Below are 13,713 nucleotides of genomic sequence, written 5' to 3'. Positions count from 1 at the left end.
AAACTCCCTATACTCGGGTTGGTTTCAGGGCAAGCGAAACAAAAGCTCGACTGTTGCTGGAACGACACAGTTTAAGCCGTTGCGATCAAACCATGAGCGCGCAGCGCCGCCAGCACGTTGTCCACCGCAACCCGGGCTTGCAGGTCGATCGTTTCGCCACCGGCGGGCCCATCGATCGCGGGTTCGCGCGGCCCCACCACCTGTTGCCCATCGATCCGCAAGGCAGCACCAGTCACCTCGCCGACCACCCAGATGCCGCCACAATAAACCACCTCGCTGGCGTCGGCGATCGACCATGCGCGCATCCCCTCGCGCGGCGCCGCGCAGCGCCATCCATTGGCCGTCCAGCCGGCGAGCGACCCGTCGTTCCCCGCCCATGCCCCGCTCGCGCCCGACCCCACGATCCAGCATTCGCCCGGCACGGGATCGACCGGCGGCACCAGCGTACCGACCGCCACCACCGCCGCCGCGACGATCATATCGAGCAGCACCAGCGCCTCGTTATGCGTGATCTCCTTTTGCGCCTGCCCCGCATGGAGCAACGGCAAGCCCAGCCGGTCGGTCGAATCGTCGGTCATCGCATATCTCCTTGGCTGATTTCGCTGGGGCTGGAGGCGCCGATGGTTCCCACCTGCGCGATCCTGGCGCGCCACCCCTCTGCTGGCGCCACGACCACCGCCTCGGGAGCGCTCGTCGCGAGCTCGGCACCGGCCACGCGCACGACATAGCGCTCGGCCTCCTCGGCGAGCGGCGCATCGACCCCGTCGATCCAGCGCCACCCCGCCCGGCTCCGCCGCGTCCAGCGCAGCGCGACGCCGCCGCCGTTCGCTCGCGCCCGCAGATGCACCGGCGCGGGGGGCACCACCGACGCCCCCGTCACCGGCACGACGAGCTCGACCGGGGCTGCATCAGCGATCCCCACTGCGCCCACCCGGATCGTCCCGCCGATCGCCGACAGCGGCAGGTCGATCGTCACCACGCTCTCGGGCGCCAGCAGCGCGAACCGCTCACCCGGCGCGTGCCCCGCGATCGCCCCCTCGGTTCCCAGCCGCCCGCGCCACAGCCGCGACAGCCGCCAGCGCCGCGCGCTTTCCTGCACCGCCGCACCGAACTGGATCAATTCGTCCCCCACCAGCGCCAGATTGGCCCCGCGATCGAGCGCCCCGCGATCGGCATGCCGCAACAGCATCTCGCCATGCGCCAGCTCGACCAGGATCGACTGCGCGCGATCCTCGATCGTCGCGCGCGCCGGCCGCGGCGCGTCCACTATCGTACCGATCACCCCCGGCGCGCGAGTCGTCCCCGCCACCGTCCATTCGCCCGCCGGATTCGCCAGCATCAGCGTCGCCGATCGCCACCCGGCCCCGATGCCGCCCGCGACGATCGTCACCCGCGGCTGCGCCAGCAGCGCGCCGTCGCCCGGCGGCAGCTCGGCGGCGACCAGCACCGTCGCGCCATGCACCCGGTCGGGTGCCGCGACGACCGCGCCCGACGACGCCGAAGCACGCGCGCTCGCTACCACGATCGGCGCCAGCTCGAGCATCACGCCATTGCCCTCGAGCGCCCATTCGGCGACCCGCCACAACCCGTCCTCGCCCGCGACCCGCACGCGGTCGCCCGGCGCGATGTCGAGCGCGTCCCATCCCAGCGCCACCCGCCGCCGCCCGCGCTCCGAATCGGCGCGCGCCAGCATCGCCGCCGCGACCTGCTTGGCGGTCGCGGCGTCGAGCACCGCGGGCAATTCCAGATGCAGCTCGCGCGTTCCCGCCCCCGGCCGCGACGCGCGCTGCAACCCCGCCTGATAGTCGCGCGCCGCGTCGTAATGGCCGATCGTCAGCACCCGCGGCGCCTGGTCGGCGGCGGCGATCGACCGCGCCGCGCGCGCACCGCCCACCCCGTCGTCCGCCACGTCGCGCGCCGCCCCGACGCCGCCGCGCATCGCGATACCGTCGCCGACCGGCGCGAACCACGCCCCCGTCGCCCCGGCCAGCGTCTCGAGCACCGCGCGCGTCGACCCGCCATGCGCCGAAAACCCGTCCAGCACCGGCACCAGCGCCTCGCTGCCCACCTCGCCAAGCGCCCCCGCCACCGCCCCCACGGTAACCGGCCCGACATCGGCCTCGACCTCGAAGGTCAGCGACGGAATCCGGTTGCCGAAATCGGCGAGCTGCAACTGCTCGAACACCGCATAGGCATGACCGCGCCACGCCGGACACTGCGCCGCCCCCACCGCGCCGGCGATCAGCGGATCGACCGGCTGGTCGGAATCGCCCAGGTGCAGCCGGAACCCGGTCGCCGCCTTGAAGTCCCCCGCCGCCCCGCGCAGCAATTTGCCATCGGCCCAGATCCGCTTCACCCCCAGCAGCGCCCGAGCCGACAACAGCACCGCGAACGACGCGGCATAGCTATATTGCACGCTACCCGGCCGCCCCTTGCCGCCCCCCTCGCTGGTGCGCGTCTCGATCAGCTCGGTCGACCAGATTACGCTGCCCGCCACCCGGATCGTCCCGAACAATCGCGGCACCTGCGCGCCATAGGAGGAGGTCTGCACCGCCAGCTCGCTGAGCCTTGGCCCCTCGCGCCGCCCCGGCCGCAGCAACACCCCATCGATCGACCGCCCCACCAGCGCCCCGATCGCACCCCCCACCGGCCCGCCGAGCAACCCGCCCACCGTCGTCAGCACCAACGTAGCCATAATATCCCCCCATTCCCTCTCCCGCGAGCGGGAGAGGGTTGCGCAGACTTGGGTCGCGTCCTTCACGCGGCCCTAGTCGGAGCTGGGTGAGGGTGCAGCGACCGCACTCGCGGTCGCCCCACCCCACCGAAACACCCCCACCACCGGCCAGGCCACCGCCCCCGGCCGCTCGACCACCCGCCGCAAATGCGCATCGGCATGCACCAGCCCCGCGCCGGTCCACACCCCCAGATGCAATTGCCCCGGCCCGCTACGCACCAGCACCACATCGCCCGCCGCCATGCGCTCGACCCGCACCAGCCCCGCGCGGGCGATCAGCATCGCCACCCGATCGGCATCCCCCGTCCGCATCGCATAGCCCTGCGGCACCGTGACCTGCGCCCCAGCCCGCGCCAACGCCGCCGCCACCACCCCCACGCAATCGAGCCCCATCGCCGGATCACGCCCGTGCAACCGGAACCGCGCCCCCACCAATGCGCGCGCCGCCGCCGCGACCGCGCTCATGCCCCCGGATACCGCGTCAGCAAATCGACCCCCGGCAGGAACGGCTCGCCCTGGAAATTCGCCGCGTTGCCGAACCGCCCGGCACAGGTCTCCAACCTTTTGTCGCACCCCTCGATCAACTCGACCAGATCGCCCGCCGCCACCGCCAGCCGCGGCGCGTGGCGAAGCGTCACCACCGCGCCCGCGGCGGTATCGATCGCATCCTCCAGCCCGCAATTCTCGCCGCCGAACCAGCGCAGCAGCCCGCTCCCCAGCCCCTCGCCCGCAGCATCCAGCGTCACCGCATTGCCCGCGCTCGCCACCACCCGCGCAAAGCTGCGCCGCCCCGCCATCGCCACCCGACATCTCTTGTCGCCCAGCTCGGCGCGGCATTCGGGCGAGGTCACCTCGCACACCGGCCGCTCGAGCGCCGCGCTCGCTCCGCGCAATTCGGCGCTGAAGCTGCCATCGCCGGTCTCGATCGCGCCGATCATCCCCTCGCCCAGCGCCACCCGTCGCGACGGATCGGTCCAATCGACCGCGAACAGCGCCACCCGCGCGCCGTCCCATCGCCCGGCAAGCAAATCGACCTCGCCGATCGCCGCATGGTTCAGCACGCCGGCCACCTCCATGCTATCGACATCGAGCCCGTCGCTCCGCCGGATCGCCGAAGGCACGATCCCCGGCGCGGCGCGATGCACCAGCCCCTCGACCAGCAGGTCGCGATCATGCGAGGTCAGCCCGATCGCCACCCCGTCGCGCCGCTCGACCCGCCAGCAAAAGGCGATCGTGGTGCAGCTTTCCTGCAGCCAGCTCATTCGCGGATCTCGACCAGCGGCACCGACGGCGCCTCGCCCGCCAGGAACGTCGCACGATTGACGCGCAGCACATCCTCTGCAAACCGCACGGCCACGTCGAAGGCGAAATCGGCCACCACCGCGATCCCCGCCGCCGGCGCGGCATCGAGCGTCACATAGCCCCCCGGCTCGACGCTGAAGCCCTGCGTCGCCACCCCGCCGACGCGCAGCACCACGCTGCCCGCCACCGGCCGCGTGATCCGCCGGACATTCTCGCCGTAGTGCTTGACCAACGCAAAGCGCACCGTCTGCCCGTCGCCAGTCCCGATCCGCTCGCCTGTCGCCCCGGCATCGAACGGATCGCGCAGCCGAAACCCCCGCGCTGCCCCCATTCGCGCGCGGAAGAACGCCAGCAACGCGGCAATATCCTCCTCCGATCGCACCCCCGGCCCGACGTCATAGCGGGTGCGCGGCTGCGCCCAACCGACATTGCGCTGCTCATGCCCGCCGGCACTCGTCATCACCATCGTCGAAAGCTCGGGCGCGACCTCGCATTGCGCCCCCAGCGCCAGCGGAAACAGCACGTCGTCGAACGGCGTCATCGCGTCCTCCCCTTGCCCGAAATGCAGATATCCGTCGCGCAGCACCTGCGGCAGCGCCCACACAAAGGTCTCGGCCACCCCGCGCGCCTTGGCGACGTCGGCGGCGGCGTCGATCGCGTGCCATTGCCGCGCTTCCTCGGGCCGCAGCACGAAGCCGCTCAGATAATGTTGCTCGGCCACCGGATAGCCAAGCCGCGCCTGCGCCAGTGCCACCCCGCGCGCACTTGCCCCCGCATTGCCAGTCGCCGCCCAGTCATAATCCTCGAGCTGCAGCACATCGAACGCCGGCCTGGCCCAGCCGACCGGCAGGTTCGCGCGCTTGGCCTCGGGCGCCTGTGCGTCGAGCACCGTCGGTAGATACGCCAACAGCAAGGTCTCGGCATCGGGTGCCACCGCCTTCACCGCCGCGCACAATGCCGCGGTCGACGCGGCGAGCATCGCCCCCGCTCGATCAAGCAACGCCAACTGCCCGACATCGAGCGGCGCGCGCAGATCCTCGATCACCGCCGCCTCGCCCAGCGCCGCCCTTGCAGCATCGTCATACAAGCACGGTCGCCGCTCGCCGGGGGTCACCCACCACCACGGCTCGCCCACCTGGAACCGCACCGGCATCCCCGCCGCGACCGCGATCCCCACGAATGCCTGCGCTACCTGCTGCAAATACCCCATCGCCCCAGCATTGGCGGGCGACAGCAAGGTCGACGGCGGCACCCATCCGGTCAGCGCCGGCGCGCCGGTGAAATCACGCTGCTTCCAGTCGTTCCAGCAATGCGCGTCGAACAATTCATAGCTCAGCGACCAGATGATTTCATACCCAAGCGCGTGCGCGCGCGCGGCAAAGTCGCGATGCCAGGCCAGCGTCGGCGCATTGAGCACCCCGCCGCCCAAGCTGACATACAGCCCCGCCCCTGCGGGCTCGAGCCGGAAATAATGGCTCATCCCGACATAATGGATCACCGGCCCGCGATAGCCCAGCTGCAGCATGTTGCGCAGCAATCGCGCCGGGGTCAGGTTATAGCTGTCGTCATAGCCCCCCGCGATCCGCAGGTCGTGCGCTGGCACCACGCAATCGCCGATCGCCAGCACGCTGCCCGATCCCTCGCACGCGATGCCCGACACTTCGGCCCAGCCCTCGCTCGCCGCGATGAACCCCTCGTCGCCCTCGACGAACCCGGGTGGCACCAGCGACACGAACATCCGGTCGACATCGCCCGCGAACACCGGATCGGCATCGTCGGGCAGCCGATAACCACCGACAACATTACCGAAATCGATCGTGACCATCGCATCTTCCGGCGACCCGACCGCATAATTCCACAACCGCACATACCAGGCGCGCGCCACGCCCGCGGCATCGCGCCCCTCGATCGTCAGCGTCGGGCCGTTGACCGCATCGAGCGCGACGACGCCCCCCGACCGCCAGCGAAACCGCAACCGGCACCGCCGATAATCGCGGTCGGTCTCGTATCGCAGCAGCGGATGATCATGCGTGTCTTCGCTCTCCCAGATCAGCCCCGCCAGATCGCCGCGCCGATAGAATACGCAATCGACGCGCAGCGCATCGGCCGCGGTCGTGACCACGCTCGCCATCATCGGCCGCGGAAAATTGACGCTCCAATAGCGCGGATCGAAGCGCGAAACCGTCCCCCCCGCCTGCACCCCCCGCGCAGCCGCCAGCCAATGTCCCATGATGTATCCTTCTTCTTCCCCGCCCCTTCTTCCTCCCCTCCCTGGTCAAGGGAGGGGCCGGGGGTGGGTCGGCCAGTTGCCAGCCCCCAGGCCACCCAAGCAGCCCCTCCTTGCCCCCTTGGCTTTCAGGGGTCGGCGGCGGGTAGCTGCTCGCGCGACGGAAAGGGTGCGTGGCGCGTTCGTCGTGCCCCCCGGACCCGACCCACCCCCAACCCCTCCCTTTCAGGGAGGGGAGCACGTCACTCCACGCCCCCCAGCGCCGCTTTCACCGCGCGCGCCACCTGCCGCCCCGATCGCGCCAGCGCGGCGGGTGCCTCGCCCGCCCCGGCATGCACCGCAATCGACACCCGAACCTCGCGCACGCCCCCCGGCGCGCCGGTCTCGACCCGCCCGCTCGCCGTCGGCACGAACCATTCCGGCCCGCGCTCGCCAACGACATAGGCCCGCCCAGGGCTCACCGGCCCGCCGGTCGCGCGCCCCGGCGCACCCGAAATCAGCCCCGCCAGCGCTCCCACCAGCCCGCCGATCCCACCTCCGCCCCCGCCCAGCGCCGCGCCGATCCCGCCGCGCACCGCGCTCGCCGCGATCTGGTCGAGCACCCCCAGCGCCACCTTGCCCAGGTCGTCGAACCCCAATTTGCCCGATCGCACCGCGCGCAGCAGCACCGTCTCGATCGCCCGCCCCGCGCGATCGACCCCCGCCTCGAACGGACCCTCCAGGCTGCCACGCATCTCGGCCACGTCGCGCGCGAACCCTTGCGTATCGGCGCGCACCCGCACCACCAGCCGCTCGATTTCCTCATCCATCAGGAAAAGCCTCCATCAACCGCATCAGCGTCCCACGATCCGCCGCCGCCACCTCGTCGCCGGTGAGCGCGGAAACCAGCGCCGCCAATTCGGCAGGCGTCGCGTCCCAAAACGCACCGGGCGTCCACCCGAACACCACCCCAGCCATCCCCGCCAACCGCGCAGCACACCCGCCAAAATCCTCCCCCGCAGGGGGAGGGGGACCATCCACAGGATGGTGGAGGGGGCTCGCCCCAAACGATCCGCTACCGTGGGCCATCACCGCCCCGCCAATATCTGCCCAACCAGCACCCGAAGCACCGGCGTAGCCGCCGCCAGCCCCCCAGCCGCCACCCCCTCGGCGAAATCCACCCGCGCCATCGGTGCCGGCTCGCCCTCCGCCGCCACCAACGCCGCAAAGGAAGGCCGCAACACCAGCACCTCCCCCGCCACGCGCAACGCAACCTCGCCCCGCGCCGGGTTGGCCCCCGACCGCCAAAGCCCCTCCCCTTCAGGGGAGGGGTTGGGGTGGGGCCTGTCCGCAAGCACCCCGACCTCGTCCGGCCCGAACCCCGCCATCACGCGCTCACCACCGGCCCGGAACTCTCCAGGCTCAGCGTGTAGCTCCGCTCGCCATTCACATCCCCGGCATAGTCGAGCCGCGTCACCAGGAACCGACCGGTCATCGTCTCGCCGCTCTCGAAGCTCAGCCGATACTGGTCGATCACCCCCGCCAGCGCATTGCCCTTCACCCGCACCTCGGCCGCCGACCCGGTAAAGATCCCCGCCGCCGACACGCTCACCGATCGCACCCCCGCGCCCGAGAGCAATTCGCGCCACCCGCCCGAATCTTTCGACGTGATCGCCACCGCCTCGCCATTGATCGACAATTGCGTGGTCCGAAGCCCCGCGACGGTCGCAAACCCCACCGGCACCGCCCCGTCCCCCACCTTCAGCAGGAACGCACTACCCCTCTCCGCCGCCATATCCCGTCTCCCAAAGAATCTTCTGCCCCCCCCTCCCTGAAAGGGAGGGGCAGGGGGTGGGTCGAGTGCTCGCGCAACCGCAGCGAAGCGGCACCACACAAGCCATCTCCCTCACCCCCGCAACATCCGCACCCGCGCCTCGACCACCGCCACCCAATCACCCCCGCGCACCCGCACCACCCGAGTCCGCACCGGCACCAGGCTCGCCACCCGCCAGCCCTCGCCCAGCTCGCGCGGCATCGCCGCCAGCGCCGCCCCCGCCGCCTCGGCGAGCCCACGCAGCCGCCCCGGCACCTCGCCGCCGTCGTGCAGCTCGATCGCCACTCGCGCCTCGATGCCGGGCTGGTCCTTGGTGCTCCAGTCGGCGACGACGCTCTCGGTCACCAGCGCATAGGGCATCGCCGATCGCACCGGCGGCGCGGCGAACACCGCGGTCAGCCGCGACCGCAGCGGCGCATGATCGTTCAGCGCCGCCACCAGCGCGCCATGCAGCACCGCGCTCATCGCAATCCCCCCGCTACCCAGCGCAAGGCCGGGTCGGTTGCCGCCCGCATCAGCCCGCCGCGCGCCTCGATCACCACGCCCTCGTCTTCCAAGGTCACCGCGCCGTCGGGCATCGCCTCTTGCAGCAGCACCGCCACCGCATCGGCCACCACCCGCGCCCGCGCCGCGCCCAGCCGCTGCGCCACCGCCAGCGCCCGATTCACGCCGGCACTCGCACGTCGTGCAACCGAATCCGCCGCCACGGCCGCCACAACGCCGCGACCGCCGCCGGCGGCACGCCGTCCTCCTCGCGCGCGCCGAAGCGATGCGCCGCCAGCCGGACGATCCCGCCCGCAATCCCCGGCGGCAGCGCGCTCCAGTCGTCGGCAAGCCCCGCGGCCAGCGTCACCACCATCCGCGCGGCATTGGTGGTTCGCACCCGCACCCATCCGTCGCCAGCCGCATCGATGTCGATCGCATAGCGCTCGACCGGCAGCATCGCGCCATCGGCATCGGCAACCCCCGTCACCGCGCGCACCGGCGTCGCGCGCAGCCGCTGCCAAGTCCCGTCGCCGCGCATCGCCTCGGTCACCGCGCGCGCGATCAGCACCTGGCCGGTGAACAATTCGGCGAGCGCAAAGCCCTCGTCGATCAGCCGCCCCAGCAGCGCATCCTCGGCATCGCTGTCCGATCGCAGCAGCGCCCGCACCTGCGCCACCGCCGCCGCACGATCGCCCTCGCCCAGCGCAAAGCCCCCCGGCCCGCCCGTCCCCGTCGTCATGCCCATCCTCCCCAGCAGATCGGTCGCGCAAACGCCGCCCGGGTCCCCCCGGGCGGCGCCCGCGATCAGGCGGCGGCGAAGCGCAGCAGCTTGATCGCTTCCGAATTGCTCACCGCGCCGCCGACCCGCTTGGTGGTGTAGAAATGGACGAAGGGCTTGTTGCTGTACGGATCGCGCAGCACCGCGGTTTCGCTGCGCTCGGCGATCAGATAGCCCGCGCGGAAATTGCCGAAGGCGATCGACAGGCTGTTCGCGGCGATGTCGGGCATGTCCTCGGCCTCGACCACCGGATAGCCGAGCAGGCTGTCGGGCTGCCCGCTCGCCAGCCCCGGCGTCCACAGGAACGCGCCGTCGGTCGTCTTGAACTTGCGGATCCGCGCCATCGTGCTGGCGTTCATCACCCAGCTCGCCCCCTGCCGGTACGGCGAACGCAGCGCATGGACCAGGTCGATCAGCCGCTCGCCCGGATTGGCACCGAAATCGCCCGCCGCGCCGCTCGCCAGATGCTGGATCGTCCCGAACGCCCGCGTCGCATCGCCCGCTGCCGAGGTCGCCGCGGTCAGGAAGCCGCGCGGCTTGTCGACCCCGTCGCCGTTCACAAACGCGCTGCCTTCGGCCTTGGCGAACTCCATCGCGATCTCGCCCGCCAGCCACGCCTCGACGTCGAAGCCCGCATCGTCGAGCATCGTCTGGCTCGCCGCCGGGTTGGCGAACAATTCGCCCATCGCCGGCGCGATCTCGTGGAACACCGGCGTCGCGGTCTCGCCGCGCGCGGTGGTCTCGCTCGCCCAGCCCGATGGCGTGCCGCCGCTCGTCACCAGCTTGCGATAGCCGTTCGATCCCACCTGGACGACGTTGGCGATCGCGCGGATCGGGCTCGCCGCCTTGAGCACCCGATCGATCATCGCGTCGAGCTCGCGCGGCACCGCATAGCCGCCCTCGGCCACCGTCACCCCGGTAAACGCCTTCATCTCCAGCCCGCCCGCGCCGCTGCGCAGGAACCCGGCAAACGCCGCACTCGCCGCCGGCGCCTGCGCCCCGCTCAGCATCGGCCGCGCGGTCGCCATCATCTCCAAATCGCTCATGTGCATTCCTTCCCTCGCCCAAAAGAAAAAGGGCGCGCCACCCGGCACGCCCTTCGAAAAACCCATCAAAAAAGCGCCGTCACCCCAGCGAAAGCTGGGGTCTCGCCGTTGTGGACCCGAACCTCACCGCCAGACCCCAGCCTCCGCTGGGGTGACGGATGCCACGCGGCCCACGCTTCAGCGTTCCACCACCCGCGCCAATCGCTGCATCGGTTGCGCGACCAAACTCACCTCGACCAGCTCGACCGCCAGCAATTCGCGATACACCCCCTGCCGCACCGCCCGCGCGCGATAGCCGAACGACAGCCCCGTCAGCGCACCCGCCGCCACCAGCCCCGCCGCCCGCGCATCCTCGAATACCCCCGCAACCCGCAACCCGCGCGCATCCTCCGCCATCGCCTCGATCCGCCCGACGATCGTGCCATGCTCCCACAGCAACGGCACCGCCCCCGCCCCCGCCCCGGCAAAAGCCCCCCGCCGAACCACATCCCCCCCGCGATCCGGACAATCGAACACCGCCGCATACCCAGCAAAACGCCCAGCCTCCCTCTCCCCTTCAGGGGAGAGGGGCAGTGCGGCAACGCTGCCATCCCCAACCCTCACTTCACCCACCCGCCAAACCCCAGTCGCACCGCCAACCCCACCAGCAGCACCGCGCACGCCATCCGCGCGATCCACCCGATCAACGCCTTCACCGCCGACCGCTTCGCATCGCGCCATGCCGCCAGCAGCTCGCGAAGCTCCGCCATGTCCTTCGCCGCCCCCGCATCGCTCAGCCCCAGCCGGTCGAGCGCGCGCGCCGCCGCCACCTCGCCCGCTTCCTCGGCGATCCCGCGCAGCGTCGCCACCGACGCGCCTTCGTCCTGTGCCTGCCGCAACAGCTCGGCCAGCATCGCGCTCATCGCCCCACCCCCAGCATCTCGCGTTTCTCCTCGTCGGTCAGGAAGTCCGCCGCGCTCACCCGCGCCCACAGCGCCGAGCGGTCCTCGCTCAGCGCTGGCACCTGATCGAGATCGACCGTCAGCGTTCCACCCGCGAACCAGGGCCGCAGATCCTCGGCGATCGCGCCCAGGATCTTGCCCGCCAGCGGCAGCACCGCCTGCCGCCACAGCGCGCGATTGGCCTCGCGATAATTGGCGTAGGCATTGTCGCCGGGCAGCCCCAGCAGCATCGGCGGCACGCCAAAGGCCAGCGCGATCTCGCGCGCCGCCGCCGCCTTCAGGCTCACGAAATCCATGTCGGCGGGCGTCATGCTCATCGCCTGCCAGGTCAGCCCCCCTTCCAGCAGCATCGGCCGGCCGGCATTGCTCGCCCCCTGGAACCCCGCGAGCATCTCGGCCTTCAGCCGCTCGAACTGGTCGGGGCTCAGCACCGCGCCGTCGCGGCTGTCGTGCACCAGCGCCCCCGATGGCCGCGCGGCATTGTCGAGCAGCGCCTTGTTCCAGCGCGTCGCGGCGTTGTGGATCGCCACCGCGCCCGCCGCCGCGCCCATGCACCCCAGCCCATAATGATCGTCGAGCGGGTGGAAGCCGCGCACATGCACCACCCCCGGCCGCCCGGCGCCATCCTCGCCCAGCCGCACCGATCGCTCGCCGACGCGATAGCGATAGGCCACCGGCCAGCCGAGCGCATCGGCCTCGATCGTCACCCGCTCGGGGCGCAGCGCGAACAACTCGATCACCCGCCCCTGCGGATCGCAGATCACCTGCGCGAAGCAATTGCCGTGCAGCAGCAACTGCGCCGCCAGCGTCTCCAATAACGGCTGCCCCGACGATCGCTCGCCCACCAGCGCGCCCAGCGCGGGGTCCGACGCCGCCACCGGCGCGCTTCCCACCGCCTCGGCGACCAGCCGTGCCGCGCGCTGCGCCACCGGATTGGCGCAATAGCCCTCGCGCACCTGCGCCTCATAGCCGCTCGGCCATTCCCCCAACCGAAGCGGATGCGCACCCGCCAACACCGGACGCGATTCCTCGCGCCCGGCCTTCCTGCCGAACCATTTCATGTGACTCTCCGTTCGATCGTCGCTCAGTCGAGCGACAGCGCGCGCCTATCGGGCACGCCTGCCCCCGCGCCCCCGCAACTCACACCACCCGCACCGCCGCCGCCGCGCGCGGCTCGACCATCAGCGCGTTCAGCGCCCACACGCACGCATCGGCGCGGTCGGGCGATCGGCCCGGCCCCTCATAGCCGCCGCCCACCGACAGCCCGCACAATTCGTCCTCGAGCGCCGCCAGCCCGCCGACATGGAACACCCGGCCGCTTTCATACAAGGCCGCCACCGGCTCGGCGCGCGCCACCTTGCCCTTCGACGCGCGCACCAGCCGCACCGGCAGCAGCGCATGCGCCGCCTTGAGCACGTCGCGCACCATGTCGCCGCCCATATTCGCCTCGGCCACCACCAGGTCGCCGCGATGCCGTTCGTAGCACCCCACCACCGCGCGCGCCCAGCCCTGCGGCGAGCACCCCGCGACGCTCGCATCCTCGATCACATAGCCGAGCCCGTCGGTCCCCAGCCCCGCCGCGACGATCCCGCAGGCATCGCCCCCCGCGCTCGCCGGCGGATCGACCCCCACCACCACGCGCACCAGGTCGGGCGCGGCGCGCACCCGGCAGCGCTCGATCAGCGCGCGGGTCCACAGCGCCCCCACCACATCGTCGAGCAACTCGCCGTCGAGCTCCTGCCGCCCCAGCCGCGAGCCGCCATATTCGGCGATCATCGCGCCGACGAAAATCTTGGGCAAATGCGGATTGTCGCGCGTCCGCCCGCGCGTCTCGACCAGATCGGGCATCGCCAGCAGGCGCCGCATCAGCTTCGTCGGGCGCGGCGTGGTGGTCACCAGGATTCGCGGGTGCTCGCTCGCGCGCATCCCCATCGCCAGATTGTCCCACGCCGCCTCGCCGCCCGCGCCCCATTTGCCCAGTTCGTCGCACCACGCCACGTCATGCTCGGGGCCGCGCAGTTTCTCGGGCGACGCCGCCGAAAACACCTGCGCCAGCGCCCCCGATCCGAACTCGACCTGCCGCAGCGTCGGTCGCCACGTCACCGTCTCGCCCTCGCGCGCGACGCGCGTCAGCCCGCTGAGCCCCGTGATCATCACCTGCACCACTTCGTCGAAGGTCGCGCCCACCAGCGCGATCCGCCCGTGCGGATGGTGCCGCGCGAACTCGCTCACCCATTCGGCCCCCGCGCGCGTCTTGCCAAAGCCCCGCCCCGCGCGGATCATCCACACCCGCCAGTCGCCCGGCGGCGCCAGTTGCCCCGCATGCGCCCACATCCACCAGCGCTGGTTGATCTCGGCCTGCTGCGCCTGCGTCATCTCGCAGAGC

At 71.7% G+C, this 13,713-nt stretch carries 17 protein-coding genes; all 17 read right to left on the bottom strand.

Annotation, left to right across the window (positions count from 1 at the left end):
- Positions 1-71: 71 nt before the first annotated feature.
- The 17 genes from NMP03_RS13145 to NMP03_RS13065 all read right to left on the bottom strand — a co-directional run bounded on the left by NMP03_RS13145 (position 72) and on the right by NMP03_RS13065 (position 13,703).
- Entirely contained in the window at positions 72-578 is a 507-nt protein-coding gene (locus NMP03_RS13145) for a DUF2793 domain-containing protein (protein WP_256505903.1), read from the bottom strand.
- Complete coding sequence (locus NMP03_RS13140) at positions 575-2,695, bottom strand: phage tail protein (RefSeq protein ID WP_256505902.1); 2,121 nt, start codon at positions 2,693-2,695, stop codon at positions 575-577. Before NMP03_RS13140 ends, NMP03_RS13145 begins: the two co-directional genes overlap by 4 nt.
- A 72-nt stretch (positions 2,696-2,767) precedes the next feature.
- Complete coding sequence (locus NMP03_RS13135) at positions 2,768-3,199, bottom strand: NlpC/P60 family protein (RefSeq protein WP_256505901.1); 432 nt, start codon at positions 3,197-3,199, stop codon at positions 2,768-2,770.
- Positions 3,196-3,996, bottom strand: a complete 801-nt coding sequence (locus tag NMP03_RS13130) for a DUF2163 domain-containing protein (protein ID WP_256505900.1) — start codon at positions 3,994-3,996, stop codon at positions 3,196-3,198. The genes NMP03_RS13135 and NMP03_RS13130 overlap by 4 nt, the downstream gene beginning before the upstream one ends.
- The gene (locus tag NMP03_RS13125; RefSeq protein WP_256505899.1) at positions 3,993-6,266 is read right to left on the bottom strand and encodes a DUF2460 domain-containing protein; all 2,274 of its coding nucleotides are present in this window, start codon (positions 6,264-6,266) and stop codon (positions 3,993-3,995) included. The genes NMP03_RS13130 and NMP03_RS13125 overlap by 4 nt, the downstream gene beginning before the upstream one ends.
- Positions 6,267-6,505: 239 nt before the next feature.
- The gene (locus NMP03_RS13120; RefSeq protein ID WP_256505898.1) at positions 6,506-7,072 is read right to left on the bottom strand and encodes a lysozyme family protein; all 567 of its coding nucleotides are present in this window, start codon (positions 7,070-7,072) and stop codon (positions 6,506-6,508) included.
- Complete coding sequence (locus tag NMP03_RS13115; protein ID WP_406697785.1) at positions 7,065-7,208, bottom strand: phage tail assembly chaperone; 144 nt, start codon at positions 7,206-7,208, stop codon at positions 7,065-7,067. The genes NMP03_RS13120 and NMP03_RS13115 overlap by 8 nt, the downstream gene beginning before the upstream one ends.
- 122 nt (positions 7,209-7,330) lie before the next feature.
- The gene (locus tag NMP03_RS13110; protein WP_256505896.1) at positions 7,331-7,510 is read right to left on the bottom strand and encodes a hypothetical protein; all 180 of its coding nucleotides are present in this window, start codon (positions 7,508-7,510) and stop codon (positions 7,331-7,333) included.
- 119 nt (positions 7,511-7,629) lie between these two features.
- Positions 7,630-8,037 (bottom strand): phage major tail protein, TP901-1 family, encoded by a 408-nt coding sequence (locus tag NMP03_RS13105; RefSeq protein WP_256505895.1) that lies wholly within the window; start codon positions 8,035-8,037, stop codon positions 7,630-7,632.
- A 111-nt stretch (positions 8,038-8,148) separates the two neighbouring features.
- Positions 8,149-8,541: a tail completion protein gp17 gene (gene gp17, locus NMP03_RS13100; protein WP_256505894.1), complete on the bottom strand. Its 393-nt coding sequence runs from the start codon at positions 8,539-8,541 to the stop codon at positions 8,149-8,151.
- Complete coding sequence (locus tag NMP03_RS13095) at positions 8,538-8,744, bottom strand: hypothetical protein (RefSeq protein ID WP_256505893.1); 207 nt, start codon at positions 8,742-8,744, stop codon at positions 8,538-8,540. Before NMP03_RS13095 ends, gp17 begins: the two co-directional genes overlap by 4 nt.
- Positions 8,741-9,301 carry a head-tail connector protein gene (locus NMP03_RS13090; protein WP_256505892.1) on the bottom strand — a complete coding sequence of 187 codons (561 nt, stop codon included), beginning with the start codon at positions 9,299-9,301 and terminating at the stop codon, positions 8,741-8,743. The genes NMP03_RS13095 and NMP03_RS13090 overlap by 4 nt, the downstream gene beginning before the upstream one ends.
- 65 nt (positions 9,302-9,366) lie before the next feature.
- On the bottom strand, positions 9,367-10,386 hold the full coding sequence (locus NMP03_RS13085) for a phage major capsid protein (protein WP_256505890.1): 1,020 nt from the start codon (positions 10,384-10,386) through the stop codon (positions 9,367-9,369).
- Between the two features lie 177 nt (positions 10,387-10,563).
- Entirely contained in the window at positions 10,564-10,902 is a 339-nt protein-coding gene (locus tag NMP03_RS13080) for an HK97 family phage prohead protease (RefSeq protein ID WP_406697781.1), read from the bottom strand.
- Positions 10,903-10,985: 83 nt separating this feature from the next.
- Positions 10,986-11,279, bottom strand: coding sequence for a DUF6127 family protein (locus NMP03_RS13075; RefSeq protein WP_406698463.1), 294 nt, complete (start codon positions 11,277-11,279; stop codon positions 10,986-10,988).
- A 5-nt stretch (positions 11,280-11,284) separates the two neighbouring features.
- Complete coding sequence (locus NMP03_RS13070) at positions 11,285-12,388, bottom strand: phage portal protein (protein WP_256505888.1); 1,104 nt, start codon at positions 12,386-12,388, stop codon at positions 11,285-11,287.
- 79 nt (positions 12,389-12,467) lie between these two features.
- A complete protein-coding gene (locus NMP03_RS13065; protein WP_256508126.1) occupies positions 12,468-13,703 on the bottom strand; it encodes a DNA-packaging protein in 1,236 nt (411 codons plus the stop codon).
- Positions 13,704-13,713 lie beyond the last annotated feature (10 nt).

This window comes from Sphingomonas qomolangmaensis (assembly GCF_024496245.1).
Taxonomy (GTDB): domain Bacteria; phylum Pseudomonadota; class Alphaproteobacteria; order Sphingomonadales; family Sphingomonadaceae; genus Sphingomonas; species Sphingomonas qomolangmaensis.
This window is presented reverse-complemented; position numbering and strand designations above follow the sequence as displayed.

What these genes read in the sequence shown, in the direction of transcription:
- NMP03_RS13120 (WP_256505898.1), bottom strand. Translation starts at nt 7,072, where the DNA reads ATGGATGAGGAAATCGAGCGGCTGGTGGTGCGGGTGCGCGCCGATACG.
- NMP03_RS13135 (WP_256505901.1), bottom strand. Translation starts at nt 3,199, where the DNA reads ATGAGCGCGGTCGCGGCGGCGGCGCGCGCATTGGTGGGGGCGCGGTTC.
- NMP03_RS13085 (WP_256505890.1), bottom strand. Translation starts at nt 10,386, where the DNA reads ATGAGCGATTTGGAGATGATGGCGACCGCGCGGCCGATGCTGAGCGGG.
- gp17 (WP_256505894.1), bottom strand. Translation starts at nt 8,541, where the DNA reads ATGAGCGCGGTGCTGCATGGCGCGCTGGTGGCGGCGCTGAACGATCAT.
- NMP03_RS13090 (WP_256505892.1), bottom strand. Translation starts at nt 9,301, where the DNA reads ATGACGACGGGGACGGGCGGGCCGGGGGGCTTTGCGCTGGGCGAGGGC.
- NMP03_RS13070 (WP_256505888.1), bottom strand. Translation starts at nt 12,388, where the DNA reads ATGAAATGGTTCGGCAGGAAGGCCGGGCGCGAGGAATCGCGTCCGGTG.
- NMP03_RS13105 (WP_256505895.1), bottom strand. Translation starts at nt 8,037, where the DNA reads ATGGCGGCGGAGAGGGGTAGTGCGTTCCTGCTGAAGGTGGGGGACGGG.
- NMP03_RS13125 (WP_256505899.1), bottom strand. Translation starts at nt 6,266, where the DNA reads ATGGGACATTGGCTGGCGGCTGCGCGGGGGGTGCAGGCGGGGGGGACG.
- NMP03_RS13130 (WP_256505900.1), bottom strand. Translation starts at nt 3,996, where the DNA reads ATGAGCTGGCTGCAGGAAAGCTGCACCACGATCGCCTTTTGCTGGCGG.
- NMP03_RS13140 (WP_256505902.1), bottom strand. Translation starts at nt 2,695, where the DNA reads ATGGCTACGTTGGTGCTGACGACGGTGGGCGGGTTGCTCGGCGGGCCG.
- NMP03_RS13075 (WP_406698463.1), bottom strand. Translation starts at nt 11,279, where the DNA reads ATGCTGGCCGAGCTGTTGCGGCAGGCACAGGACGAAGGCGCGTCGGTG.
- NMP03_RS13065 (WP_256508126.1), bottom strand. Translation starts at nt 13,703, where the DNA reads ATGACGCAGGCGCAGCAGGCCGAGATCAACCAGCGCTGGTGGATGTGG.
- NMP03_RS13145 (WP_256505903.1), bottom strand. Translation starts at nt 578, where the DNA reads ATGACCGACGATTCGACCGACCGGCTGGGCTTGCCGTTGCTCCATGCG.